Origin of the sequence: Stenotrophomonas maltophilia group sp. msm4, from assembly GCF_032025605.1 — a bacterium.
In the GTDB taxonomy this organism is placed as follows: domain Bacteria; phylum Pseudomonadota; class Gammaproteobacteria; order Xanthomonadales; family Xanthomonadaceae; genus Stenotrophomonas; species Stenotrophomonas sepilia.
On the sequence record NZ_JAVSKK010000001.1, the window covers coordinates 266,102 to 290,104 of the forward strand.

The 24,003-nt window shown below is 67.3% G+C and carries 18 protein-coding genes; 11 read left to right on the forward strand and 7 right to left on the reverse strand.

The window, feature by feature from the left end:
• Nucleotides 1-51: 51 nt before the first annotated feature.
• Entirely contained in the window at nucleotides 52-1,467 is a 1,416-nt protein-coding gene (locus ROV93_RS01280) for a GGDEF domain-containing protein (protein ID WP_072166854.1), read from the reverse strand.
• A 286-nt stretch (nucleotides 1,468-1,753) separates the two neighbouring features.
• On the opposite strand from ROV93_RS01280, the gene ROV93_RS01285 reads away from it, so the two are divergent.
• Nucleotides 1,754-4,003 (forward strand): TonB-dependent siderophore receptor, encoded by a 2,250-nt coding sequence (locus ROV93_RS01285; RefSeq protein ID WP_072166941.1) that lies wholly within the window; start codon nucleotides 1,754-1,756, stop codon nucleotides 4,001-4,003.
• A gap of 140 nt (nucleotides 4,004-4,143) precedes the next feature.
• Nucleotides 4,144-5,124: a cation diffusion facilitator family transporter gene (locus ROV93_RS01290; RefSeq protein ID WP_065179784.1), complete on the forward strand. Its 981-nt coding sequence runs from the start codon at nucleotides 4,144-4,146 to the stop codon at nucleotides 5,122-5,124.
• Nucleotides 5,125-5,162: 38 nt separating this feature from the next.
• On the opposite strand, the gene nfi is transcribed toward ROV93_RS01290, so the two are convergent.
• The gene (gene nfi / locus ROV93_RS01295) at nucleotides 5,163-5,837 is read right to left on the reverse strand and encodes a deoxyribonuclease V (protein WP_065179783.1); all 675 of its coding nucleotides are present in this window, start codon (nucleotides 5,835-5,837) and stop codon (nucleotides 5,163-5,165) included.
• A gap of 94 nt (nucleotides 5,838-5,931) precedes the next feature.
• On the opposite strand from nfi, the gene gpmA reads away from it, so the two are divergent.
• Nucleotides 5,932-6,681, forward strand: a complete 750-nt coding sequence (gene gpmA / locus ROV93_RS01300) for a 2,3-diphosphoglycerate-dependent phosphoglycerate mutase (protein ID WP_005415787.1) — start codon at nucleotides 5,932-5,934, stop codon at nucleotides 6,679-6,681.
• Between the two features lie 209 nt (nucleotides 6,682-6,890).
• On the forward strand, nucleotides 6,891-8,984 hold the full coding sequence (locus tag ROV93_RS01305) for a M13 family metallopeptidase (RefSeq protein ID WP_180890270.1): 2,094 nt from the start codon (nucleotides 6,891-6,893) through the stop codon (nucleotides 8,982-8,984).
• Nucleotides 8,985-9,053: 69 nt separating this feature from the next.
• Here ROV93_RS01305 and ROV93_RS01310 read toward each other — a convergent pair whose 3' ends face one another.
• The 4 genes from ROV93_RS01310 to rlmJ all read right to left on the reverse strand — a co-directional run bounded on the left by ROV93_RS01310 (nucleotide 9,054) and on the right by rlmJ (nucleotide 14,829).
• Entirely contained in the window at nucleotides 9,054-9,671 is a 618-nt protein-coding gene (locus ROV93_RS01310; RefSeq protein WP_061479525.1) for an HD domain-containing phosphohydrolase, read from the reverse strand.
• 45 nt (nucleotides 9,672-9,716) lie between these two features.
• A complete protein-coding gene (gene mfd / locus ROV93_RS01315; RefSeq protein WP_072166852.1) occupies nucleotides 9,717-13,181 on the reverse strand; it encodes a transcription-repair coupling factor in 3,465 nt (1,154 codons plus the stop codon).
• 149 nt (nucleotides 13,182-13,330) lie between these two features.
• Nucleotides 13,331-13,876 carry a GNAT family N-acetyltransferase gene (locus ROV93_RS01320; protein WP_004150340.1) on the reverse strand — a complete coding sequence of 182 codons (546 nt, stop codon included), beginning with the start codon at nucleotides 13,874-13,876 and terminating at the stop codon, nucleotides 13,331-13,333.
• Nucleotides 13,877-13,971: 95 nt separating this feature from the next.
• Nucleotides 13,972-14,829, reverse strand: a complete 858-nt coding sequence (gene rlmJ / locus ROV93_RS01325; RefSeq protein WP_072166851.1) for a 23S rRNA (adenine(2030)-N(6))-methyltransferase RlmJ — start codon at nucleotides 14,827-14,829, stop codon at nucleotides 13,972-13,974.
• Nucleotides 14,830-14,864: 35 nt separating this feature from the next.
• On the opposite strand from rlmJ, the gene creB reads away from it, so the two are divergent.
• The 7 genes from creB to ROV93_RS01360 all read left to right on the forward strand — a co-directional run bounded on the left by creB (nucleotide 14,865) and on the right by ROV93_RS01360 (nucleotide 22,754).
• On the forward strand, nucleotides 14,865-15,590 hold the full coding sequence (creB, locus tag ROV93_RS01330) for a two-component system response regulator CreB (protein WP_072166850.1): 726 nt from the start codon (nucleotides 14,865-14,867) through the stop codon (nucleotides 15,588-15,590).
• Nucleotides 15,591-15,593: 3 nt separating this feature from the next.
• Entirely contained in the window at nucleotides 15,594-17,054 is a 1,461-nt protein-coding gene (creC, locus tag ROV93_RS01335) for a two-component system sensor histidine kinase CreC (protein ID WP_005415794.1), read from the forward strand.
• Between the two features lie 81 nt (nucleotides 17,055-17,135).
• A complete protein-coding gene (creD, locus tag ROV93_RS01340) occupies nucleotides 17,136-18,455 on the forward strand; it encodes a cell envelope integrity protein CreD (protein WP_072166849.1) in 1,320 nt (439 codons plus the stop codon).
• Nucleotides 18,456-18,465: 10 nt separating this feature from the next.
• The gene (locus ROV93_RS01345) at nucleotides 18,466-18,876 is read left to right on the forward strand and encodes a hypothetical protein (protein WP_072166848.1); all 411 of its coding nucleotides are present in this window, start codon (nucleotides 18,466-18,468) and stop codon (nucleotides 18,874-18,876) included.
• 155 nt (nucleotides 18,877-19,031) lie between these two features.
• Nucleotides 19,032-20,624, forward strand: a complete 1,593-nt coding sequence (locus ROV93_RS01350; protein WP_072166847.1) for a M20/M25/M40 family metallo-hydrolase — start codon at nucleotides 19,032-19,034, stop codon at nucleotides 20,622-20,624.
• Nucleotides 20,625-20,824: 200 nt separating this feature from the next.
• On the forward strand, nucleotides 20,825-22,228 hold the full coding sequence (gene gltX, locus ROV93_RS01355; RefSeq protein WP_072166846.1) for a glutamate--tRNA ligase: 1,404 nt from the start codon (nucleotides 20,825-20,827) through the stop codon (nucleotides 22,226-22,228).
• A gap of 34 nt (nucleotides 22,229-22,262) precedes the next feature.
• Entirely contained in the window at nucleotides 22,263-22,754 is a 492-nt protein-coding gene (locus ROV93_RS01360; RefSeq protein ID WP_005415799.1) for a Fur family transcriptional regulator, read from the forward strand.
• 94 nt (nucleotides 22,755-22,848) lie between these two features.
• Here ROV93_RS01360 and ROV93_RS01365 read toward each other — a convergent pair whose 3' ends face one another.
• The gene (locus ROV93_RS01365; RefSeq protein WP_072166845.1) at nucleotides 22,849-24,003 is read right to left on the reverse strand and encodes an HlyD family secretion protein; all 1,155 of its coding nucleotides are present in this window, start codon (nucleotides 24,001-24,003) and stop codon (nucleotides 22,849-22,851) included.

Below are 24,003 nucleotides of genomic sequence, written 5' to 3' on the forward strand. Positions count from 1 at the left end.
TCGACTAACAATCGACTCTACGCGCCACCGGGATTTTTCATTTCCGCCAGTTCAGCGCTGCAACGCGCGCCGCCCCGGCGCTTCCTGCAGGTCGGCGCTGGCCACCACCACGCGGTTGCGGCCGCTGCGCTTGGCCTCGTACATCGCCGCGTCGGCACGTGCCATCAAGCGTTCGTAGTCCGGGTGGCCATCATGGCCAGCCACGCCGATGCTGGCAGTCAGCGACAGAGCCTGGCCGTTGGCCAGTGCCACTGGCGACTGCGCGATCTGCCGGCGCAGGCTCTCGGCGATCACCGTGGCCTGTGACTCACTGGCGGCAACCAGCACCACCACGAACTCCTCGCCGCCGTAGCGAAACAGGTAGTCGCTGCCGCGGGTCAGCTGGCCGAGCAGGCCGGCCACGTGCTGCAACGCGCGGTCGCCGGCATCGTGGCCGTGGCCGTCGTTGATCGCCTTGAAGTGATCCAGGTCGAGCAGCAGCAGCGAGAACGGCGTGCGGTTGCGCGTGGCCAGCTCGATCTCCCTGCGCAGCACGGTAGGCAGGAAGCGGCGGTTGAGCAGGTTGGTCAGGGCATCGCTGCCGGCATCCAGTTCACCGATGCGTTCGAACAACAGCGTCATCAGGGTACGGATGGCGGCCAGGTCCTCGCGAATGGCCGGCAGCACCGCCAGTCGTTGCGCCGGGGTGTCATGGTTTGCCCGCTGCAGGTTGCCGTCGATGCGGGCCATCAGTTGGCCGACCTGCTGGGTTTCGCTGCTCTCGCCGAAGCTGGGGATGCCCTTGTGGGTGAACCACAGGCCGAATTCCGAGGTCGCCAGGCTGGCGCTTTCGCTGGCCTGCACGTGGCCGGCGAGTGCGTAGAGCAGGGCGTTCTCCCAGTCCAGCAGCAGTGCACGCTGGCGCTCGCGTTCAGTACCGACATTCTGCACCAGCGAGAACAACCGGTAGGCAGCATCGGCGCGGGTGGAACGCTCACGTGCATGGGTGTAGGCCAGGGTCATGCCTTCCATGGCGATGTCCATGATCGCGCTGAGGCAGTCGATGGCGGCGAACGCGGTGGCGCTGTCGGGCGCGTCGTCGCGCAGGCGCACGAACAGCTCGTGCTTGAGTACGCGCGCGCCGCGGGTGACCAGGTCGACCGGAATGCCGACCCGGGCATGCACATCGCCGATCACCCGTTGCGAGGCAACGGTGGCGGCAATGCCGTCGGCATCGGTGGTCAGCAGCTGCACCAGCCAGCGCTGCATGGCCGGTTGCAGGCGTTGCTTGACCTGATCGTGGGACAGGAAGCGGCGTGCACGCCCGTCCTGCAACAGCACTTCGTAGAAGCGTTGGGCCAGCGCCGGCGGGGCATCGGTTGCGGCGGCGTGCAGCAGCGCGGTGGCGGCAGGGCCGGCCTGTTGCAGGCAGTGCTGCCAGGCCTCGGCCAGCGGCTGGCTGGCATCGTCCAGTTGGGGTGGTTCCACGTCGATCTCTGACTGCGTACGGCAAACCACGGGTATCGGCCGCGGTGGCGTGCGGTTGATGGTGGGCAAGCCGGCCAGTTTAAGCGCGATGCAGGGTCGTCCGGCACGCAGGCCACATCACGCCTGCGGTAGCAATGAGCGAACGCATTTGAGAATCACTCGCATTGATGGGAGAATGCGCGCACGGATCGGGCCGCAGGCGACTGCAGCGACGCTCCGCCTCCGCCTCGTCGTTGCCTCAAGCCCTTTGCCAGAGGCCCCGTTGCCCTGCCAGAAGGTCCAGATCATGTCTCCTGCCGTTGTCCTCTCGCCGCGCCCGCTGGCGCTCGCCGTTGCCGCCCTGCTGGCGGGCAGCGCCCTGACCGCCCAGGCTGAAGCCGACGCCACCGATATCGACACGGTGCACGTCACCGCCTCGCAGATTGCCCGCCAGGCGTTGGGTACCTCGACCATCACCGCCGAGGACATCGCCAGGCGCCCACCGGCCAACGACATCGCCGAACTGCTGCGCACCATGCCGGGCGTCAACCTCACCGGCAACAGCGCCTCGGGCCAGTACGGCAACAACCGCCAGATCGACCTGCGCGGCATGGGCCCGGAAAACACCCTGATCCTGGTCGACGGCAAGCGCATCGGTGCGCGCGATGCCGTGCGCATGGGCCGCAGTGGCGAGCGCAACACGCGCGGCGACACCAACTGGGTGCCGGCGGAGATGATCGAGCGCATCGAAGTGCTGCGCGGACCGGCGGCGGCACGCTATGGCTCCGGTGCTTCCGGTGGCGTGGTCAACATCATCACCAAGCGCCCGACCGGCGACCTGACCGGTGCGGTCGACCTGTACGGGCTGGTGCCCGAACACAGCGCCGAAGGTGGCAGCGAGCGCGTCGGCCTGCAGCTGAGTGGGCCGATGACCGACACGCTGTCGTTCCGCCTGTACGGCAACCTCAACAAGACCGACGCCGATTCACTCGATCTCAACCGCCAGTACGCCGCCCAGCCGAACGCAGTGCCACCGGCTGGCCGCGAGGGCGTCAAGAACCGCGACATCAACGCGCTGCTGCGCTGGGACGTGACCGCCGACCAGGTGGTCGAGTTCGAGGCCGGCACCAGCCGCCAGGGCAACATCTATGCCGGCGACCGCGCGGTCAGCACCACGGGTACTTCGACCGGCATCGATCTGGCTGCGCTGGCCGACGGCAAGGCGGAAACCAACCGCATGTACCGCAACACCGGCGCGGTCACCCATCGTGGCCGTTGGGGCGATGTGACCTCGCGGGTGACCGCGGCGGTGGAGGCGGTGAACAACTCACGCATCAATGAAGGCCTGGCCGGTGGCCCGGAGGGCAGCTTCAACGGCACCGACTGGTCGACCTCGCGCCTGCGCAACTACCAGCTGGATGGCGAAGTGAGCTTCCCGACCACGCTGGGCGGCGCCGAGAACATCTGGACGTTGGGCTTTGAATACCTGGACAGCCGGCTGACCGACCCTTATTCGATGAGCCAGTCCAGCAGCAGCGGCGGTGGCATCCCGGGGCTGTCGGCCGATCGTGCGCGCGGCAAGGCCGATGCGCAGACCACGGCGGTGTTCGTGGAAGACAACATCTACCTGGGTGAGCGCTGGATCGTTACCCCGGGCCTGCGCTTTGACCACCACAGCCAGTTCGGCAACAACACCAGCCCCAGCCTCAATGCGCAGTTCCGCATCAACAGCGACTGGGTGGTGAAGGGCGGCATCGCCCGCGCGTTCAAGGCGCCGAACCTGTACCAGTCGAATCCGGACTATCTGTACTACACCCGTGGCAACGGCTGCCCGAATGCGCTGCCGAGCCTGGGCGCCGGTTGCTACATGCGCGGCAACGCAGACCTGAAGGCGGAAACCAGCCTGAACAAGGAACTGGGCATCGAGTGGGCACCGCAGAGCGGCTGGCAGGCGTCGTTGACCTACTTCCACAACGATTACAAGGACAAGATCCAGGCCGGCTACACCCAGATCGGGCTGACCGCCGACACCAAGGGCCGCATCTTCCGCTGGGAGAACGCGCCGAAGGCGATCGTGCAGGGGCTGGAAGGCAACCTGGTCATTCCGCTGCTGGGCGAGCAGGGCAACCGCCTGAAGTGGAGCAACAACTTCACCTACATGGTGGAAAACGAGAACAAGACCACGCACCAGCCGTTGTCGGTGATCCCGAAGTACACGATCAACACCATGCTGGACTGGCAGGCCACCGACAGGCTGTCCGTGCTGCTGACCGGCACCTTCTACGGCAAGCAGGAACCGGCCACGACCAACATCAACAACGACCCGCGCTGCACCGGCAGCTGCGATGCATCGATCGCGCTGCAGGATCGTGGCGCGTACAACATCTGGGGCGTGAGCGCGCGCTACAAGGTGACCGAGACGGTTAGCTTCGGCTTCGGCGTGAACAACCTGGCCGACAAGCGCCTGTTCCGCGAGGCCAACAGCAGTGATGCCGGGGCGGCGACCTACAACGAGCCGGGCCGCGCGTACTGGGCCAGCCTGCGCTTCGGCTTCTGACCGCAGGCCGGCGTCGATCTGCAGCCCTCGCCGGGCCATGCCCGACGAGGGCTCGTGTGGCCTGCAATGTTATAAACATCGTAATAGTCTCCTCCGCCGGCACCGCGTAGCCTGCACCGCATCGCAAAGGAGCTGTTGCCATGGGCCACGACCACGATCACCTGCCATCCCAGATCCGCCACGAGAAGCCCTTGTGGTGGGCACTCGGCCTGACCACCACCTTCCTCGTCGTCGAAGTGGTGGGCGCGTTCTGGACCAACAGCCTGGCGCTGTTGTCCGACGCCGCACACATGGCCACCGATGCGCTGGCGCTGATGATCGCGCTGGTCGCGGTACGGTTGAGCCGGCGCCCGCCGGATGCGCGCCGCACCTACGGCTATGCACGGCTGGAAGCGTTGGGCGCGATGATCAACGGTGCCATGCTGTTCGTGGTCGCCGCCTACATCCTGTGGGAGGCGGTCGGCCGCTTCCGCCAGCCGCAGGAGATCGCCTCCTCCGGCATGCTGGTGATCGCGGCTGCGGGCCTGGTCATCAACCTGATCTCGATGCGCCTGCTGCAGGCGGGCAGTGGCGAGAGCCTCAACGTGAAGGGCGCCTACCTGGAAGTGTGGGCCGACATGCTCGGCTCGGTGGCAGTGATTGCGGGCGCATTGTTGATCAAGTGGACCGGATGGAAACCGATCGACCCGATCCTGGCCGTGCTGATCGGCCTGTGGGTGCTGCCGCGTACCTACGTACTGATGCGTGAGGCGATCAACGTACTGCTGGAAGGCGTGCCCAAGGGCATGGACGTGGACAGGGTGCGCGACAGCCTGTCCGGCCACGCCGCAGTCCTGGACGTGCATGACCTGCACGTGTGGGCGCTGGCTTCCAGCACCCCGGCGCTGACCGCGCACATCGTGATGCGCGAGGGCACCGATGCCGATGCGCTGCGCCGTGAGCTGGGCGGACGCCTGCATGATGACTTCGGTATCGAGCACGTGACACTGCAGATCGAAGCGGACCACTGCGGCGAAGCCTGTGGCGGGCCGGCGCCGGCCAAGGGCGGCGGACACGAGGGCCATGAGGGCCACGACCACGGCGAGGACGCGCAGGGCCATCGTGGCCATGTGCATCGTTGATCGAAGATGACGCGCGCGCCGGGAGACGCCCGGCGCAGCTATTCGTCCCGCCGCGAGGCCAGCCGATCCGCCAGCCGGGTTGGCTCCGGCAGCCGATAGCCACGCAGGGTGTGCTGCACCCAGCCCAGCGCGGTATCGGCACTGACCCGATGGCCACCGGCCACGAACAGCGGCTTGCAGCGCACCTTGCTGCGCAGCACCCAGCCCAGTTGCTCGTCGCCATCCAGCAGCGGTGTATGCGCACCAGCTTCGGCCCCCGGTTCGACGAACCTTCCCACCAGTTTCGATTTCGCCACGCCGATGCTCGGCAGATCGGTGACCACGCCCAGATGCGCGGCGACGCCCAGCCGGCGTGGATGGCTGATGCCGTGGCCATCGACGAACACCAGGTCCGGCGTTCGTGGCAGCAGTGCCAGTGCGGCCAGCAGTGCCGGCAGCTCGCGGAAGCTGAGCAGGCCCGGGATATAGGGCATGAGTGTAGGAATCCGCGCGATCTCCTGCGCCACGGGCTGCAGCGTCCTTGCATCCAGCAGCACCGCCGCGGCGCGGGTAATGGCACCGTTGTCCTCGAATCCGACATCCAGCCCGGCCAGCCAGCGCACCTTGCGTGGCAGGCGGTCCTGGCGTTCCACGCGGCCGGCCAGCTGCAGCTGTTGCGCTCGAGCGGCGGTGACGCTGCCTTCCCAGCGCCCGGGGTCGATCACCGTATTCATTGGCTGCAGCATCGCATGCGTGGCGCCACGGCACGGTGAGCGGCCGCCGGGGCTACAATGGCGGCCTGCCTTTCCTCGCGTTGGAGACCCTGCAGTGACCCGTAGACTCGTACTGTTGCGCCATGGCCAGAGCCAGTGGAACCTGGACAACCGCTTCACCGGCTGGGTCGATGTCGACCTGACCGAGCAGGGGCGCCGGGAAGCGGCCGCCGCCGGCCGCCTGATGCGCGAGGAAGGCCTGCAGTTCGACGTCGCCCATACCTCCGTGCTGAAGCGCGCCATCCACACCCTGCAGGGTGCGCTGGCCGAGCTGGAGCAGGACTGGCTGCCGGTGAACAAGTCCTGGCGCCTCAACGAGCGCCACTACGGCGGCCTGCAGGGCCTGGACAAGGCCGAGACCGCTGCCAAGCACGGCGAAGAGCAGGTCAAGGTGTGGCGTCGTTCGTACGACATCCCGCCGCCGCCGATGGACCTGGAAGATCCGGGCCACCCGATCCATGACCGCCGTTACGCCGGCCTGGACCGCAACGCGCTGCCGGGCACCGAATCGCTGGCCACCACCCTGGACCGCGTGCTGCCGTACTGGCACGACGCCATCGCGCCGCAGCTGAAGGACGGCAAGACCGTGCTGGTCACCGCCCACGGCAACTCGCTGCGTGCGTTGTACAAGTACCTCAACAACGTCTCGCGCGAGGAAATCCTCGAGCTGAACATCCCGACCGGCATCCCGCTGCTGTTCGAACTGAACGATGACCTGACCGTGCAGTCGTTCCGCTACCTGGGCGACCCGGAAGCGGCGCGCAAGGCCGCCGAAGCCGTAGCCAACCAGGGCAAGGCGAAATAAGAAACAGAAGGCCGGCGCAAGCCGGCCCTTCTTTTTGTAGAGCCGAGCCCACGCTCGGCTGCTTTGGGCCTTTGCCGCAGGAAGCATGAACCCGGAACGGAGAGCAGTCGAGCATGGCTCGACTCTACAGAAGGACGCTCTGTGACCTTTGGCCGGTCCCCAACCTCACGCCCCCGGCTACCCTGTGAAATTACCCGCAGGAGAGCCTCATGAACGTCCGCAACCTGGTCCCGCTGGGCCTGACCATCGCCATCGCTGCCTCGCTGGCCGCCTGTGGCAAGAACGAAACCGCGCCGGCGGCCAGTGCCGACGCCAAGCCGGCCTTCGACCTGTCGCAGATCAAGACGCCGCTGATCTCGCTCAACAGCGCCGACCTCGATCCGGCCATTTCGGCCTGTACCGACCTCAATGGCTTCGTCAACAGCAAGTGGCTGAAGGCCAACCCGGTGCCGGGCGACCAGACCACCTGGGGCAGCTTCGAGATCCTGCGCGAGCGCTCGCTGGAAGTGCAGCACGCGCTGGTGCAGCAGGCCGCCGCCAGCCAGGCCAAGGCCGGCTCGGTGGAAGCCAAGATCGGTGACATCTGGAAGACCGGCAACGACGAGGCCAAGATCGAAGCCGCCGGCCTGGCGCCGCTGCAGCCGCAGCTGGACAAGATCACCGCGCTGAACGACACCGCCGCCATCACCCAGTACCTGCGCGACAGCCAGGCCGAAGGCAAGGGCGTGTTGTTCTCGCTGTTCGCCAATGCCGACTACAAGGATTCGGCCAACGTCATCGCCTATGTCGGCCAGGGCGGCCTGGGCCTGCCGGAGAAGGGCTATTACTTCGACGATGCGCAGGCCAAGATCCGCGACGCCTACGTGGCCTACATCGCACAGGTGCTGACCCTGTCCGGTGTGGACGCGGCGCAGGCCGCCGAGCAGGCCAAGGCCGTGATGGCCTTCGAAACCCGCCTGGCCAAGGCCTCGATGTCGCGCATCGAAATGCGTGACCCGGCCAAGCGCTACAACCCGCTCAGCGCCGCCGACGCCGACAGGCTGACCCCGAACTTCAGCTGGACCGCGCTGTTCGACACCCTGAAGGTACCGGCCGCGCAGAAGTTCTCGCTGGCGCAGCCGGGCTTCTTCGGTGAAATGGACAAGATGCTGGCCGATGTGCCCGCCAGCACCTGGCAGGCCTACCTGCGCTTCCACACCATCGATGATGCCGCGCCGTACCTGAGCAGCCAGTTCGAGAAGGCCAACTTCGATTTCTACGGCACCACCCTGCGTGGCCAGAAGGAAATGCAGCCGCGCTGGAAGCGCGTGCTGGAGTCGGTCAATGGTGGCATGGGTGAAGCCCTGGGCCAGCTGTACGTCGACGCCGTGTTCCCGGCCGAGTCGAAGGTGGCCATGCAGCACCTGGTGGAGAACCTGTCGCAGGCGCTGAAGGCGCGCCTGGAGCAGCTGCCGTGGATGGGCGAGGAAACGAAGAAGAAGGCACTGGAAAAATGGGCCAGCTTCACCCCGAAGATCGGCTACCCGGACAAGTGGCGTGACTGGTCGGGCCTGCAGACCAACGGCGACAGCTACCTGGGCAACATGCAGGCAGCACGCGCGTTCAACTACCGCTACATGCTGGACAAGATCGGCAAGCCGGTGGACAAGATCGAGTGGGGCATGACCCCGCAGACCGTCAATGCGTACTACAACGCCACCAAGAACGAGATCGTATTCCCAGCGGCGATCCTGCAGGCGCCGTTCTTCGACGCCAAGGCCGATCCGGCGCTGAACTACGGCGGCATCGGTGCGGTCATCGGCCACGAAATGATGCACGGCTACGACGACTCGGGCAGCCAGTTCGCCGCCAACGGCAACTTCGACAACTGGTGGACGGACGCCGACCGCAAGGCCTTCACCGAACGTACCGACCAGCTGGTCGCCCAGTTCGACGGCTACGAGTCGGTGCCGGGCGTGTTCGTGAAGGGCAAGCTGACCCTGGGCGAGAACATCGGCGACCTGGGCGGCCTGACCGTGGCCTATGACGCGCTGCAGATGGCGCTGAAGGAAGACCCGAAGGCGAACGTCGAGGTTGACGGCCACAGCCAGGACCAGCGTTTCTTCATGAACTGGGCCACCGTGTGGCGCCGCAACTTCACCGATGGTGAGCTGCGCGTGCGCCTGAACACCGATCCGCACGCGCCGGCCAACTTCCGTGCCAACGGTGCGCCGTCGAACATGCCCTCGTTCGCCGCTGCATTCCAGTGCAAGGCGGGTGATGCGATGGTGCGCGCCGACGACAAGCGTGTGGTGATCTGGTGATCGATTACCCGTGATGCGAGAAGCGGAAAGGCCCGGCGAACGCCGGGCCTTTCGTTTGCCCGGCCGATCTCAGGCCAGCGCCGGTTCCCGCTCCAGCATGCGATGGAAGCGTTGCAGCACGTACGGATCCACCAGCCCGCCGGCCTGCTCGTCGATGATCCGCAATGCGGCCTCATGCTCCATCGCGTCGCGATACGGGCGCACGCTGGTCATCGCATCGTAGGCATCGGCGATGGTGACGATGCGCGCACCCAGCGGGATGGATTCGCCGCGCAGCCCATCGGGGTAGCCGCTGCCATCGAAGGCCTCGTGATGGGCGCGGATCAGCCGCGCCACCGGCAAGGCGTCGCTGCGGCCGGTGGCCAGGAAGATGTGTTCGCCGCGTACCGGATGCTCGCGCATGATCGCGCGCTCCTCGTCGGTATGCCGGCGGGGTGCCAGCAGCACGTCATCGGGTATGCCGATCTTGCCGATGTCATGGAAGCGCGCGGCCAGGCCGATCTGCGCACGAGCCTCATCATCAAGATCGCAGTGCGTGGCCAGGCGCTGCGCGAGCAGGCCAACGCGGTCGCAGTGGTGGCGGGTGTAGGCGTCGCGCATCTGCAGCGACATCGAGAGGGCATCGATCAGGCAGGCCTGCGCGTGCAGCAGGTCGGGGGCGGGTACGGCGTCAGGGAACATGGTCATCCGCCCGCACCGGGTGGGGACCGGTGCGGGGTGTTCGGGGGGCGATCAACCCGGGGCAAGTGTGGTCAGAAGGGCGCGGGCCGCATTGAAGCGGTCTTCCGGCAACGGCAGCGGGTGCTTGATGCGCAGCTTGTCGGGCCCTTCCATGGCATAGAGGTTCGGTTGTTTCTGGATCAGCTGGATCACCGCCATCGGATCGATGTTCGGCTTGGACTCGAACACGATGCGGCCGCCGTTCTCGCCCAGGTCGAGCTTGCGGATGCCCAGCGTATTGGCTTTCAGCTTCAGCTCGGCGATGGCGAACAGGTGCTTGGCTGCATCCGGCAGCAGGCCGAAGCGGTCGATCATCTCCACCTGCAGTTCGCGCAGTGCATCGCTGTCGCGCGCGCTTGAAATGCGCTTGTACAGGGTCAGGCGGGTGTGCACGTCCGGCAGGTAGTCTTCCGGGATCAGTGCCGGCACATGCAGCTCGACCTCGGCGCCGCGCACTTCCTCACCGGCATCCAGGTCGGGCAGCTTGCCCTGCTTGATGCTGCGTACCGCGCGTTCCAGCAGCTCCGTATACAGGCTGAAGCCGACCTCGGCCATCTGCCCGCTCTGGTCCTCGCCAAGCAGTTCACCGGCGCCGCGGATTTCCAGATCGTGCGTGGCCAGGGTGAAGCCGGCGCCCAGCTCGTCCATCGAGGCGATCGCTTCCAGGCGCTTCTCGGCGTCGGGGGTGATCGCGCGACGGTCGGGGGTGATCAGGTAGGCGTAGGCACGGTGGTGCGAACGGCCCACGCGGCCACGCAGCTGGTGCAGCTGGGCCAGGCCGAAGCGGTCGGCACGGTTGATGATGATGGTGTTGGCGTTGGGGATGTCGATGCCCGATTCGATGATCGTGGTCGACAGCAGCACGTTGAAACGCTGCTTCTGGAAATCCAGCATCACCTTTTCCAGTTCGCGCTCGGGCATCTGCCCGTGGGCGATGCCGATGCGTGCCTCCGGCACCAGCTCGGACAGCTCGCGCTGCATGCGGCCGATGCTCTCCACGTCGTTGTGCAGGAAGTACAGCTGGCCACCGCGCGCCAGTTCGCGCTGGAAGGCTTCGCGCAGCAGCGCGTTGTCCCACTGGGTGATGAACGTCTGCACCGCCAGCCGGTTCGGCGGTGGCGTGGCGATGATCGACAGGTCACGCAGGCCGGCCATGGCCATGTTCAAGGTGCGCGGGATCGGCGTGGCGGTCAGGGTCAGCAGGTGCACATTGGCGCGCAGCGCCTTCAGCGCCTCCTTCTGGCGCACGCCGAATCGCTGCTCCTCGTCGACGATGACCATGCCCAGGTCCTTGAACTTCACGTCCGGCTGCAGCAGGCGATGGGTGCCGACGATGACGTCGATGGTGCCAGCGGCCACCTTCTCCAGTTCGGCCTTGATTTCCTTGCTGGTCTTGAAGCGCGACAGCACTTCGACCTTCAGCGGGTAATCGGCGAAACGGTCGCGGAAGTTGCGGTAATGCTGCTCGGCCAGCAGCGTGGTCGGCACCAGCACCGCCACCTGCTTGCCGGCACTGGCCGCAGCAAATGCAGCGCGCACCGCCACCTCGGTCTTGCCGAAGCCGACGTCGCCGCAGACCACGCGGTCCATCGGCTGGCTGCTGGCCAGGTCGCGCAGGGTGGCATCGATCGCGGCCAGCTGGTCGGGGGTTTCCTCGAACGGGAAACCGGCGGCGAACGGCTCGTACATCGCGCGGTCCACCTGCAGTGCCAGGCCGGCACGCGCCTGGCGGCGGGCCTGGATCTCCAGCAGTTCGGCGGCCACATCGCGCACCTTCTCGGCGGCCTTGCGCTTGGCCTTGCTCCACTGCTCGCCACCGAGCGAATGCAGCGGTGCGGTTTCCGCCGAAGCACCGGAGTAGCGGCTGATCAGGTGCAGCTGGGCGACCGGTACATACAGGCGGTCGCCCTTGGCATATTCGATCTCGAGGAACTCGCCCGGCATGCCGCCGACGTCCATCGCGATCAGGCCACGGTAGCGGCCGACGCCATGGTCCTCGTGCACGATCGGCGCACCCTCGGTCAGCTCGCCGAGGTCGCGGATGATCGCCTCCGGCTCGCGACCGGCACGGCGCGTGCGGCGGGTGCTGCCGGCGCGCTCGGGGAACAGCTGGCGCTCGGTCAGCACCGCGATGCGCGGATCGTCCAGCGCGAAGCCATCTTCCAGCGGCGCCACCGCGATCGCGAAGCGCGCATCGCTAGCGAGGAAACCGGGCAGGTCGGCCACCACCGGCGGCTTCAGCTCGGCGGCCTGCAGCACTTCCAGCAGTGCCTCGCGGCGGCCGGGCGAATCGGCGGCGATCAGTACCCGGCCCGGATAATGGCCGAGGAAGGATTTCAGCGCATCGCCGGCGGGGGCTTCGCGTGCGGCCACCGGCAGCGGGGGCAGCGGCTGGTCGCCCAGCGCGTGCGCGTCGGCGATGCGTGCGTGGTCGGCGGCCCATACCTCGATGCGCGGGGCATCATTCAGGCGCTCGCGCAGCAGCTCCGGCGACAGGTACAGCGCCGACGGCGGCAGCAGCGGCCGTTCCACATCGTGGCGGCGCTGCTCATAACGCTCGCCGGTCTGCGCCCAGAACGCCTCGGCGGCTTCGCCGGCACCGGCACAGACCACCGGCAGGCTGCCGCTGGGCAGGTAGTCGAACAGGGTTGCGGTGCGCTCGAAGAACAGCGGCAGGTAGTACTCGACGCCGGCCGGCGCCAGCCCGGATTTCAGATCCTGGTACAGCGCGCTGCGCCGGGTATCGACATCGAAGCGCTCGCGCAGCGTGGCCAGCACGCGGGCGATGCTGGCCTCGTCCATGGGCACTTCGCGGCCCGGCAGCATGTGCACGGCCTCGACCCTGTCCAGCGAACGCTGGCTTTCCGGATCGAAGGCACGGATCGAATCGATGTCCTCGTCCAGCAGTTCCACCCGCAGCGGCTCGTCGGCGCCCATCGGGAACACGTCGAGCAGGCCGCCGCGCACGGCGAAGTCACCCGGGTCCATCACCTGCGGCACGTTGCGGTAGCCGGCGCTTTCCAGGCGGCGCTTCTCGGCTTCCAGATCCAGGCGCTGGCCGACCTTCAGGTCGAAGCTGCCACCAATGACGTAGCTGCGCGGGGCCAGCTGCTGCAGCAGGGTCTGCACCGGCACGATCACCAGGCCACGCTTCAGCGTGGGCAGGCGGTGCAGGGCAGCCAGGCGCTGCGAGATGATGTCCGGATGCGGGCTGAAGCGGTCGTAGGGCAGGGTTTCCCAGTCCGGGAATGCGACCACCGGCAGGGCCGGGTCGCCACCGAGCAGGGTCTGCAGGTCGGCTTCGAGCTGGTTGGCGCCGTGGTTGTCACGGGCGATCACCAGCAGCGGAGCGTCGTGCACGCGCGCTGCCTGGGCCAGGTACCAGGCCAGTGCGGTGGGCGAGGCGGGGGCGCGCCACCAGGCGCGGAGCTGGCCGGCGCGCGGTAGCGGCGGGGCGGGGTATGAGGTACGCGACATGGACCCCGGATTTTAGCAGAAGCCCGATCCGGCTCCTGTGCGTCGTGCCGGCCGGTTGCCGGCAGCCTCATGTGCCGTTGGCGGAGCGGAATGCCGGCCAGCGGCTGGCACTACCGGGAGACGTGGCCGGGCAGGACCCGGCGCATCCGTCAGTTGTCCAGCTCCAGCACCATCCGGACCAGGCCTTCGGCGCCGGTCGGGTGCGGTACCGGCTTGAAGCCCAGCGACGCGGCCAGCTGCTTCATCGGTTCGTTCTCGGCGGCAACGTCGCCGTACAGGCGGTCCAGGTACTTGCCACGGCCCCACTTCACCAGCTTGCGCATCAGCTGCCGTCCCAGGCCTTGCCCGATCAGGAAGCGGCTGATCAGGATCGCGTACTCGGCTTCACGGGTGCCGGGGATGATCGAGGCCCGGGCGACCGCGCCGACCACCGCTTCGCCAGCGGGCAGGGACTCGGCTGCGACCAGGGTGATCTCGGTCTTGGGGTTGGGGTGGGTCAGGCGCTGGGTGGTTTCCGGCGACAGCTCGGTCACCGCCTGCAGGAAACGATCACGGATTTCTTCTGGCCCGAACAGGCTGAATGCCGCTTGCAGCGGTGCGCCATCTTCCGGGCGGATGGGGCGGATCAGCAGCTCGTGGCCGCTGGGAGCCTTGAAGATCTCATGCCAGGGCGGCATGCGGTTGCGAGTGGCCATACCGGGTGATTCCTTGGTGGTCCATCGATTGTGGCATCACCGGGGCTGCGTTCCGTGAACGAAAGGCTCACGGCGGTACAGCCTCGTGAAGGCCGTTATTCGGGGGCTTTGAGCCAGTCCAGGCGGGTGCTGGCCCCGGGTTCGCCCAGGTGCTGGCGCAGCGCCGGCAGGGCCGGACCGACCACGCGGTCGAACTGCCACGGCGGGTTGAGCAGCAGCATGCCGCTGCCGTTGAGGCGCAGCGGCGAGTCGTCCGGGCGCACCAGGAACTCGATCGTCATCGCCGATTTCACCGGCAGGGCGGTGGCCTTGCGCAGGAAGTGCAGGATGGTGCGGCGCTGCTTGATCGGGAACCAGACCGCACAGGTGGCCTGCGGCCAGCGTGCCAGGGTCTCGGCCAGGGCGGCCAGGATGTTCTGGTATTCGGCGTCCTGGGCCTCGTACGGCGGGTCGATCAGGACCAGGCCACGGCCGATCTTGCTGCCGTTGAACTTCGGCGGCAGCAGCGAACGCAGCAGGGCATAGCCATCGCCGGGGCGCACATCGACGCGGCTGTCATGGGCGAACAGGGCCTTCAGCGTGGCCGTTTCGGCTTCCTGCAGCTCACAGACCGCCATGCGGTCCTGCGCACGCATGGCCTGTGCGCTCAGCAGCGGCGAGCCCGGGTAGTTGGTCAACGCGCCCACCGGATTGTCGGCCTGCACCGCCTTCAGGTAGCGCTCGACCACCTCCGGCAGCTTGGGCTGGGCCATCAGCCGCATGATCCCGGACTCGGCCTCCAGGGTCTTGCGGCTCTCTTCGCTGGCCAGCAGGTAGCGGCCGGCACCGCCGTGGGTGTCGAGCACGAAGAACGGGCTGTCCTTGCGCTTGAAGCTGTCGATCAGGGCCAGCTGCACGATGTGCTTGAGCACATCGGCGTGGTTGCCGGCATGGAAGGCGTGGCGATAGTTCATGGGCGGCAGTGTACGGGGCGGCGGCCGCAGCGGCTATGCTGCGCGCCATGACAGCTCCTGTTGCCCATGTCCTGGTCGTCGAGGACGAAGCCGCCATCGCCGAAACCGTGCTTTATGCGCTTCGCAGCGAGGGCTATGCCGCCAGCCACTGCCTGCTCGGTGGCGAGGCCCTGAAGCGCCTGCAGGCCGGGGATATCGACGTGGTGGTGCTGGACGTGGGCCTGCCCGACCTGGGCGGTTTCGAGGTGTGCCGGCGGCTGCGCGCGCAGCCCGGGCCGGCGGCCCAGCTGCCGGTGATCTTCCTGACCGCCCGCAACGATGAAGTGGACCGCGTGCTGGGCCTGGAACTGGGCGCCGACGATTACATGACCAAGCCGTTCTCGCCGCGTGAGCTGGTGGCGCGGGTGCGTGCGCGCCTGCGTCGCGCCGCACCGGTCGCGGCAGCCCCCGGCGCCGATGCGGGCTGGCAGGAACATGGCGCCTTCGCCATCGACCGCGAAGGCCGGCGCATCCGCTTCCGCGGCCACGCGCTGGACCTGACCCGCTACGAGTACGCGTTGCTGGAGGCGCTGCTGCAGCGGCCGGGCGCCATTCTCAGTCGTGCCCAGTTGATGGATCGGGGCTGGGACAGCAGCGCCGACAGTGCCGACCGCACCGTCGACACCCATGTAAAGACGTTGCGCGCCAAGCTGCGCGCAGCCGGTGCCAGCGACGACCCGATCCGCACCCACCGTGGCCTCGGCTACGCGCTGGAGGTCTAGCCGATGCGCCTGGTCCTGAAGCTGTTCCTCGGCTTCTTCCTGATCACCGGCATCGCCGCGTTCTTCGTGATGCGCGTGTTCGTCAACGAAGTGAAGCCGGGTGTGCGCCAGGCGATGGAATCGACCCTGGTCGATGCCGCCAACGTGCTGGCCGAGATGGCGGCGGCCGATGTCAAGGACGGCACCATCCGCAGCGGCAGCTTCACCCGCAACCTGGCCAAGGCGCGGCAGCGTGACCTGAAGGCGATGGTCTGGCGCTTTCCCAAGCGCTCACTGGACTACCGGGTGACCATCACCGATGCCAAGGGCATCGTCATTTACGACTCGCTGGGCCGCGACCTGGGGCGTGACAATTCGCGCTGGAACGATGTCTACCGCACCCTGCGTGGCGAGTACGGTGCCCGCTCCAGCCCGGAAGTGCCAGGCGAAGAGGGCGATACGGTGATGCATGTGGCGGCGCCGGTATACGACCCGGCCGATGGCCGCACCCTGATCGGCGTGCTCAGCCTGGCCCAGCCCAACCGCAGCATCGATCCGTTCATTGCGGCCAGCCAGCGCGCCATCATCGAGCGCGGCGCCTGGCTGATCGGATTGTCGGCGCTGGTCGGCGTGCTGGTGACGATGTGGCTCACCACGGGCCTTGGCCAGCTCAGCCGCTATGCACGGGCGGTCAGCGCCGGCGAACCGGTGCCACCGCCGCGGCGGCGCCGCGACGAGATCGGCGACCTGGGCCAGGCCCTGGAAACGATGCGCCGCAAGCTGGAGGGCAAGGCCTACGTCGAGCAGTACGTCCAGTCGCTGACGCATGAAATGAAGAGTCCGTTGGCGGCGATCCGCGGTGCCGCCGAGCTGCTGCAGGAGCCGCTGCCGGAGGCCGACCGCGTGCATTTCGCACGCAGCATCGTCGATCAGCAGGAGCGGCTGACCGAGACGATCGACAAGCTGCTGGCGCTGGCCGAAGTGGAACAGCACGGCTGGCTGCAGACCCGCGATCCGATCGCGCTGCCAACCTTGCTGGCCGACGCAGCGGCGGCCGCGCAGGTGCGCGCGCAGGCGGCCGGCGTGCAGGTGCGCATCGGCAGCGTGCCCGACATGCGCGTGCAGGGTGATGCCTATCTGCTGCGGCAGGCGTTGCACAACCTGATCGACAACGCCATTGCCTTCTCACCGCCCGGCGCGGACATCGCGCTGCAGGCCGAGGTGGACGGGCCGGGCGTGCGCCTGCAGGTAGCGGATCGCGGTGCCGGCATTCCCGACTACGCGCGCGAACGGGTGTTCGAACGCTTCTATTCGCTGGCCCGCCCCGGCAGCGGTCGGCGCAGTTCCGGCCTGGGCCTGCCGTTCGTGCAGGAAGTGGCTCGCCTGCATGACGGACGCGCCAGCCTCGACGCCCGCGATGGCGGTGGCACGGTGGCAAGCCTGTGGCTGCCGTTGGGTGCAGCGGGCCAGCGCCCGCGCCGCTGACTTCACACTCGCTTCAAATTCGCCACAAACCCTGCTCACCGCAGCGGTCCATCCTGCAGCCCTCTCCAACGAGGATGGACCATGAAATCCCTGAAGATGCTGCTGCGGTTCGCCATTGTCGGCGGGCTGATCCTGTTGTTGCTGGTGCCGCTGATGATGATCCGCGGGGTGATCACCGAACGCAGCCAGTACCGCGACGAGGCCTTTGCGCGGGTGGCCGACAGCCGTGCCGGCACGCAGCAGCTGGTGGGCCCGGTGCGGGTGGTGCCGTGGGTGGAACGCAAGCAGGTTGAACTGGTTGACCCGCTGGGCGTCAAGAAGACCGAGGTGCAGGTCACCGAGGGGCACTGGCTGCAGATGCCGGCGTCGCTGGACGTGGGCGGTGAGATGCTGCCGAGCCAGCGCGAAGTCGGCCTGTTCAAGGTGCCGGTGTACAGCTGGAACGGCCAGATGAAGGCGAGCTTCGCCGCTGACGATTATCCGGTGAAGGCAGGGCGCACGTATGGCCAGCCGTATGTGGCGGTGGGAATTTCCGATGTGCGCGGCCTGGTCGGTACACCGAACCTGCGCGTGGATGGCAAGCAGCTGCGCCTGCTGCCGGGCGTCGGCGTGGCCAGCGAAGTCGGCCGTGGCCTGCATGCGCCGGTGGCCGGTTTCGCTGCGGATCAGGGCGGCACGCTGGCGGCCAGCACCGTTGAACTGGAGCTGCGCCTGGATGGCAGCCGCATGCTGTCGGTGGTGCCGGTAGGCGATGACACCCACATCGCGCTGCGTTCGAGCTGGCCGCATCCGTCGTTCAGCGGTGCGTTCCTGCCCAACGAGCGGCGCGTTGATGCACAGGGATTCGACGCGCGCTGGGCGGTGTCCTCGCTGGCCTCCGACGCACAGCGGCAGCTGCGCAATGAAGGTTCGGTCGACTCGCAGGCGGTTACGGTGTCGCTGGTCGATCCGGTCGATACCTACACCCAGGCCGACCGTGCGTCCAAGTACGGCGTGCTGTTCGTGCTGCTGACCTTCGTCGGCTTCATCCTGTTCGAGCTGATCAAGTCGCTGCGCATCCACCCGCTGCAGTACCTGATGGTCGGTCTGGCGCTGGCAATCTTCTTCCTGCTGCTGATCAGCCTGTCCGAACACATCGCGTTCTGGAAGGCCTACCTGGTTTCGGCGGTGGCCTGTATCGGCCTGCAGGCGGTGTACCTGGCCAACGTGCTCGGCCATTGGAAGCGCGGCCTCGGCTTCGCGGCCCTGCTGACCGTGCTGTACGGCGCGTTGTATGGCCTGCTGGTGTCGGAGAACAACGCACTGCTGATGGGGTCGCTGCTGCTGTTCGTGATCCTGGCGCTGGCAATGTGGGTGACCCGCCGGGTCGACTGGTACGCGCTCGGCGCGGACCTGAAGTAAGGAGCACGCCATGGGCTGGCGCCAGGGATTGCGGCAACGGGCACAGCAGGGCATTCCGGCCCTGCTGGAAGTGGATGCACTGCTGCAGGCACATGGCGTGCTGGCGGCCCTGCCGGGGGCGCGGATCGCCCCCGGCCTGGTCCGCTTCCAGCTGGCGGCGGTGACCTGCGAAGGATTGCAGGGGCAGGGATTGCGTTGGCTGCAGGGTGCGCGGCAGGGACGCGGCGTGGTGGCCGGCCGGGTGCCGCGCTACCGGCCATGGAAAGCCGGCGCAGAGGCATTGGCCGAGATCGGCATCGGCGGCCTTCCGGATGACTGGCCGGCACACGCGGCGGTGTACGGCTGCAGCAGCATCGACCGGCGGCACTGGTTGCTGTTGCTGCCGGAGCGGGCGCAGTTGTGGCTGGGATGGAGCGGGTGATTCGGCTTTGTGGGTACGACCCAATCACTCTCCTGTGGGTGCGAACCTTGGTTCGCACGCTTCCGCGCCGCCCATGACCGATGGGACGGTATCGCCGCGCCCCGGCTGGCTAGACTCGATGGGTTGATGATCGAGCCGAAGGGCAGGGGTGCGATGTGTTGAAGTGGGGCGTGCTGGCCGCAGCGCTGGTGATGGGTGGCAATGCAGGGGCGCAGCAGCGCGAGACGGTGGACCTGGACATGGTCAGCCGCATCCGCCAGGAGGCGTTCCACCGTTCGCAGGTGATGGACACCTTCAGCTATCTCACCGAGCGCATCGGCCCGCGCCTGAGCAATTCGCCGGCGATGGGCCTCGCCAATGCGTGGACCCGCGGCAAGTTCAACGAATGGAAGCTGGACAACGTCCACGACGAAGCCTTCGATGATTTCGGCCGTGGCTGGGAATTCACCTCGGCGAGCGTGGAAATGCTGGGTGACCGCGTGCAGCCGCTGCATGCGCTGCCCAAGGCCTGGACGCCCGGTACGAAGGGCCCGGTCGAAGGCGAGCTGGTGCAGGTCGAGATCAAGAAGCCCGAAGACATCGAGAAGTACCGCGGCAAGCTGCGCGGCAAGATCCTCCTGCTGGGCGAGGCACGCGAATACAAGCGGGGCACCGAGCCCGATTCGCACCGCCACGACGCGACCTCGCTGGAGGGCCTGCAGGAGTTCACCCTGCCCAAGGACAAGGACGCTACCGCCGAGCGCGCCAAGCGGGTCAAGGAGTACCAGGAACGCCAGCAGCTGGCGGCCAAGGTCAATGCGTTCTTCGTCGAAGAGGGCGCGCTGGCCTCGATCAGCATCAGCAGCTGGGACAACGGCATCATCCGCGTTGCCGGCGGCGGTTCGCGCAAGGCCGGTGAGCCGGTGGGCATCCCCGAACTGGCGATGATCAGCGAACACTTCAATCCGCTGGTGCGCGCGCTTCAGGCCAAGCAGACGGTGCGCCTGCGCGTGGATGTGGCGGCGCGCTTCACCGACGAGGCCGACCAGCCCGGCTACAACACGCTGGCCGAGATCCGCGGCAGCAGCAAGCCCGATGAAGTGGTGATGATCGGTGCGCACCTGGATTCGTGGCACAGCGGCACCGGTGCGGCCGACAACGCCGCTGGCGTGGCGGTGATGATGGAGGCGATGCGCATCCTCAAGGCCACCGGTGCCAAGCCCAGGCGCACCATCCGCGTGGCGCTGTGGAGCGGCGAGGAGCAGGGCCTGATCGGCTCGCAGGCCTATGTGGCCAAGCATTTCGGTCGCTTCCCCGACCCCACTGACGCGGCCCAGAAAGCGCTGCCGGCGTCGCTGCGCGAGCCGACCGGTGCACTGCAGAAGACCCGCGATTACAGCAAGTTCCAGGTCTACTTCAACATGGACAACGGCTCGGGCCGCTTCCGTGGCATCTACGCGCAGGAAAACCTGGCGGCGATGCCGATCTTCGAAGCCTGGCTGGCGCCGTTCCATGACGTGGGCGCCACCACCGTGGCCACCCGCAACACCGGCAGCACCGACCACATCAGCTTCGATCGCATCGGCCTGCCGGGCTTCCAGTTCATCCAGGACCGGCTGGACTACTTCACCAACGTCCACCACAGCCACCTGGACACCTGGGACCACGCCGAACCGGAAGACCTGAAGCAGGCCGCGGCCATCGTCGCTTCGTTCGCCTACAACGCCGCAATGCGCGAGCCGTCCTTCCCGCGAAAGGCAGAACCGTAAAAGGGGACGGAGGGGATTAAGTCGTATCTGCCCCTCCGCTTCCCGGTTACAGCACCCCAGGGCTGGGCAATCGCGACTTAATCCCCTCCGTCCCCTTTTTCCCAGGGCTGGGCAATCGCGACTTAATCCCCTCCGTCCCCTTTTTCCGTCGGGGGCGGTGGGCTGGTAAAATCGGGGGATTCCCGTTCCTCGAGCCGTCCATGACCTGCCGCACCCGCTTCGCCCCCAGTCCCACTGGCTACCTGCACATCGGTGGTGCCCGCACCGCGCTGTACTGCTGGCTGGAGGCCCGTCACCGCGGCGGCGAGTTCGTGCTGCGCATCGAGGACACCGACCGCGAACGCAGCACCCAGGGCGCAATCGACGCCATCCTGGAGGCGATGGAGTGGCTGGGCCTGGACTACGACGAAGGCCCGATCTACCAGACCGACCGCGTCGCCCGTTACCGGGAAGTGGCCGAGCAACTGATCGCCGAGGGCAAGGCGTACTACGCCTACGAGACCCGCGAGGAGCTGGATGCCATGCGCGAGGCCGCCATGGCCAGGCAGGAAAAGCCGCGCTACAACGGCGCTGCGCGCGATCTGGGCCTGCCCTACCGGGACGACCCGAACCGCGTCATCCGCTTCAAGAACCCGCTGGAAGGCACGGTGGTGTTCGATGACCTGATCAAGGGCCGCATCGAGATCGCCAACAGCGAGCTGGATGACATGGTCATCTTCCGCCCGGACGGCTACCCCACCTACAACTTCGCGGTGGTGGTGGACGACTGGGACATGGGCATCACCGAGGTCATCCGCGGCGACGACCACATCAACAACACCCCGCGCCAGATCAACCTGTATGAAGGCATCGGCGCGCCGGTGCCCAAGTTCGGCCACATGCCGATGATCCTGGACGAGCAGGGCGCCAAGCTGTCCAAGCGCACCGGTGCGGCTGACGTGATGCAGTACAAGGACGCCGGCTACCTGCCCGATGCGCTGCTGAGCTACCTGGCCCGCCTGGGCTGGTCGCATGGTGACCAGGAGCTGTTCAGCCGCCAGGAACTGATCGACCTGTTTGACGTGAAGGACTGCAATTCCAAGGCCTCGCGCCTGGACATGGCCAAGCTGGGCTGGGTCAACCAGCACTTCCTGAAGACCGAGGAGGTGGCCGCGATCGTGCCGCACCTGGTCTACCAGCTGCAGAAGCTGGGGCTGGACGTGGCCGCCGGCCCGGCTCCGGAGGATGTCGTGATCGCCCTGCGTGAACGCGTGCAGACCCTGAAGGAGATGGCCGAGAAGGCCGTGGTCTGGTACCAGCCGCTGACCGAATACGATGAAGCGGCGGTGGCCAAGCACTTCAAGGCCGGTGCCGAGGTGGCGCTGGGCAAGGCCCGCGAGCTGCTGGCCGCGCTGCCGGAATGGACCGCCGAGTCGGTGGGCGTCGCCCTGCACGACGCGGCCGCAGCGCTGGGAATCGGCATGGGCAAGGTCGCCCAGCCGCTGCGCGTGGCCATCACCGGCACCCAGGTCAGCCCTGACATTTCCCATACCGTTTACCTGGCCGGCCGCGAGCAGGCCTTGAAACGCATTGATGTGGCCATCACCAAGGTAGCAACGGCCTGAGGCATCCTTGCCAGGCCCGAACCGGAGAACACGCATGCCCGCCAAGACCGCCACTGCCTGTACCGCCCCGCACCACCATGTCCACGACGCATCGGATTTCGTGGCGGTGGTCGAGCGTGTCTCGCGCGAACGCGGGCTGCGCCTGACCCCGATCCGCGCCAATGTGCTGAAGCTGATCGCCGAGGCCGGCAAGCCGGTCAAGGCCTACGAGCTGCTGGAATGGGTGCGTAACGGCAAGGGCGTGGGCGCTGATGCCCCGCCCACCGTGTACCGCGCGCTGGACTTCCTGATGGCCAATGGCTTCGTGCACAAGCTGGAGTCGGTGAATGCCTTCGTGGCCTGCCATCATCCAAGCAGCGCTGCGCATTCGGTGCCATTCCTGATCTGCAACAGCTGCCACAGCGCAGTGGAACTGGAAGACCGCGAGATCGTCAGCCAGCTGGAGAAGCGCGCCAAGGAGCTGGGTTTCCAGCCGCAGGCGCAGACGCTGGAAGTCCACGGTCTCTGCGCGCGCTGCGCGGGGTAACGCAATGGTAGTGCCGGCCGCTGGCCGGCATCCTGAGTGGGGTCAGATCCCTTTGCCATTGGCAAAGGGATCTGACCCCGTTTCATGACAAGGGCTAGTCCTTCGGTTTGCTTGCGGTATCCACCCGCACGATCACCGACATGCCGGGCCGCAGCTGCGCGGCCAGCTTCTGGCCTTCATCGATCGATATCCGCACCGGCAGCCGCTGCACCACCTTGGTGAAGTTGCCGCTGGCATTGTCCGGGCGCAACACGCTGAACTCCGATCCGGTGGCGGGCGCGATCTCCTGCACGCGGCCCCTCAGCACCTGGCCCTGGAACGCGTCGACCGAGAACGTGGCCGGCTGGCCGATCGCCATTCCCCAGGTCTGGCCTTCCTTGTAGTTGGCCACCACCCACAGTGTGTCAGGTACCAGGAACAGCAGCTGCGAACCGGCGGCGACATACTGGCCCACGCGCACGCTGGCTTCACTGATCTGGCCGTCGCGCGGTGCGTGGATCACCGTGTTGGCCAGGTCGATGCGGGCCAGTTCCAGCTGCGCCTGTGCGCTTTCCACCTGGGCCTCCAGGCTCTTGCGCGCGACCTGGGTCGACACCAGTGTTTCCTCGGCGATGCGGATCTGCGCCTGCGACTGCTGCACGCTGGCCTGCGCCGAGGCTTGGCTGGTGCGGAACTTGTCGCGGTCATTGATCGACACCAGCTGCTGCGCGGCCAGTTCCTCGTAGCGCTTCAGCTCGTTGCGCGAGCGCTGCAGTTCGGCCTGCCCGGCCGAGAGCGTGGCGCGCGCGGAGGCGATCTGCGCACGGTTCTGCGCCTGCGACTGGTCGGAGTTGGCCAGCGCCGCGCGCGCACTGTCGAGCGTCGCCTGCGCCTGGGCGACGCGTTGGGCATAGATGCGGTCATCGATGCGCAGCAGCGGCTCGCCCTGCCTCACATGCTGGAAATCCTTCACCAGCACTTCGGTCACATAGCCGTTGACCTGTGGCGCCATCACGGTGATCTGGCCGCGCACATAGGCGTTGTCGGTCACCATCACGCTGCTGGTGAACGGCCACAGATGCCAGGCGCGCAGGATCAGCGCAATGCCCAGCAGGGCCACCACCACCATCACCACCACGCTGCGCGCGCTGGGCTTGAGATACTTCGGCGCGACTGCCGGTTCAACGGGCGTGGGCGCAGGTGCCGCGTCGGTCGGCGGCGGTGGCGTCACATTGTCGGCGTCGTCGGATCGGGGCGGAACTGGGGGCAT

What these genes read in the sequence shown, in the direction of transcription:
- ROV93_RS01285 (WP_072166941.1), top strand. Translation starts at nt 1,754, where the DNA reads ATGTCTCCTGCCGTTGTCCTCTCGCCGCGCCCGCTGGCGCTCGCCGTT.
- ROV93_RS01290 (WP_065179784.1), top strand. Translation starts at nt 4,144, where the DNA reads ATGGGCCACGACCACGATCACCTGCCATCCCAGATCCGCCACGAGAAG.
- nfi (WP_065179783.1), bottom strand. Translation starts at nt 5,837, where the DNA reads ATGAATACGGTGATCGACCCCGGGCGCTGGGAAGGCAGCGTCACCGCC.
- ROV93_RS01305 (WP_180890270.1), top strand. Translation starts at nt 6,891, where the DNA reads ATGAACGTCCGCAACCTGGTCCCGCTGGGCCTGACCATCGCCATCGCT.
- ROV93_RS01310 (WP_061479525.1), bottom strand. Translation starts at nt 9,671, where the DNA reads ATGACCATGTTCCCTGACGCCGTACCCGCCCCCGACCTGCTGCACGCG.
- mfd (WP_072166852.1), bottom strand. Translation starts at nt 13,181, where the DNA reads ATGTCGCGTACCTCATACCCCGCCCCGCCGCTACCGCGCGCCGGCCAG.
- ROV93_RS01320 (WP_004150340.1), bottom strand. Translation starts at nt 13,876, where the DNA reads ATGGCCACTCGCAACCGCATGCCGCCCTGGCATGAGATCTTCAAGGCT.
- rlmJ (WP_072166851.1), bottom strand. Translation starts at nt 14,829, where the DNA reads ATGAACTATCGCCACGCCTTCCATGCCGGCAACCACGCCGATGTGCTC.
- creB (WP_072166850.1), top strand. Translation starts at nt 14,865, where the DNA reads ATGCTGCGCGCCATGACAGCTCCTGTTGCCCATGTCCTGGTCGTCGAG.
- creC (WP_005415794.1), top strand. Translation starts at nt 15,594, where the DNA reads ATGCGCCTGGTCCTGAAGCTGTTCCTCGGCTTCTTCCTGATCACCGGC.
- creD (WP_072166849.1), top strand. Translation starts at nt 17,136, where the DNA reads ATGAAATCCCTGAAGATGCTGCTGCGGTTCGCCATTGTCGGCGGGCTG.
- ROV93_RS01345 (WP_072166848.1), top strand. Translation starts at nt 18,466, where the DNA reads ATGGGCTGGCGCCAGGGATTGCGGCAACGGGCACAGCAGGGCATTCCG.
- gltX (WP_072166846.1), top strand. Translation starts at nt 20,825, where the DNA reads ATGACCTGCCGCACCCGCTTCGCCCCCAGTCCCACTGGCTACCTGCAC.
- ROV93_RS01360 (WP_005415799.1), top strand. Translation starts at nt 22,263, where the DNA reads ATGCCCGCCAAGACCGCCACTGCCTGTACCGCCCCGCACCACCATGTC.
- ROV93_RS01365 (WP_072166845.1), bottom strand. Translation starts at nt 24,003, where the DNA reads ATGCCCCCAGTTCCGCCCCGATCCGACGACGCCGACAATGTGACGCCA.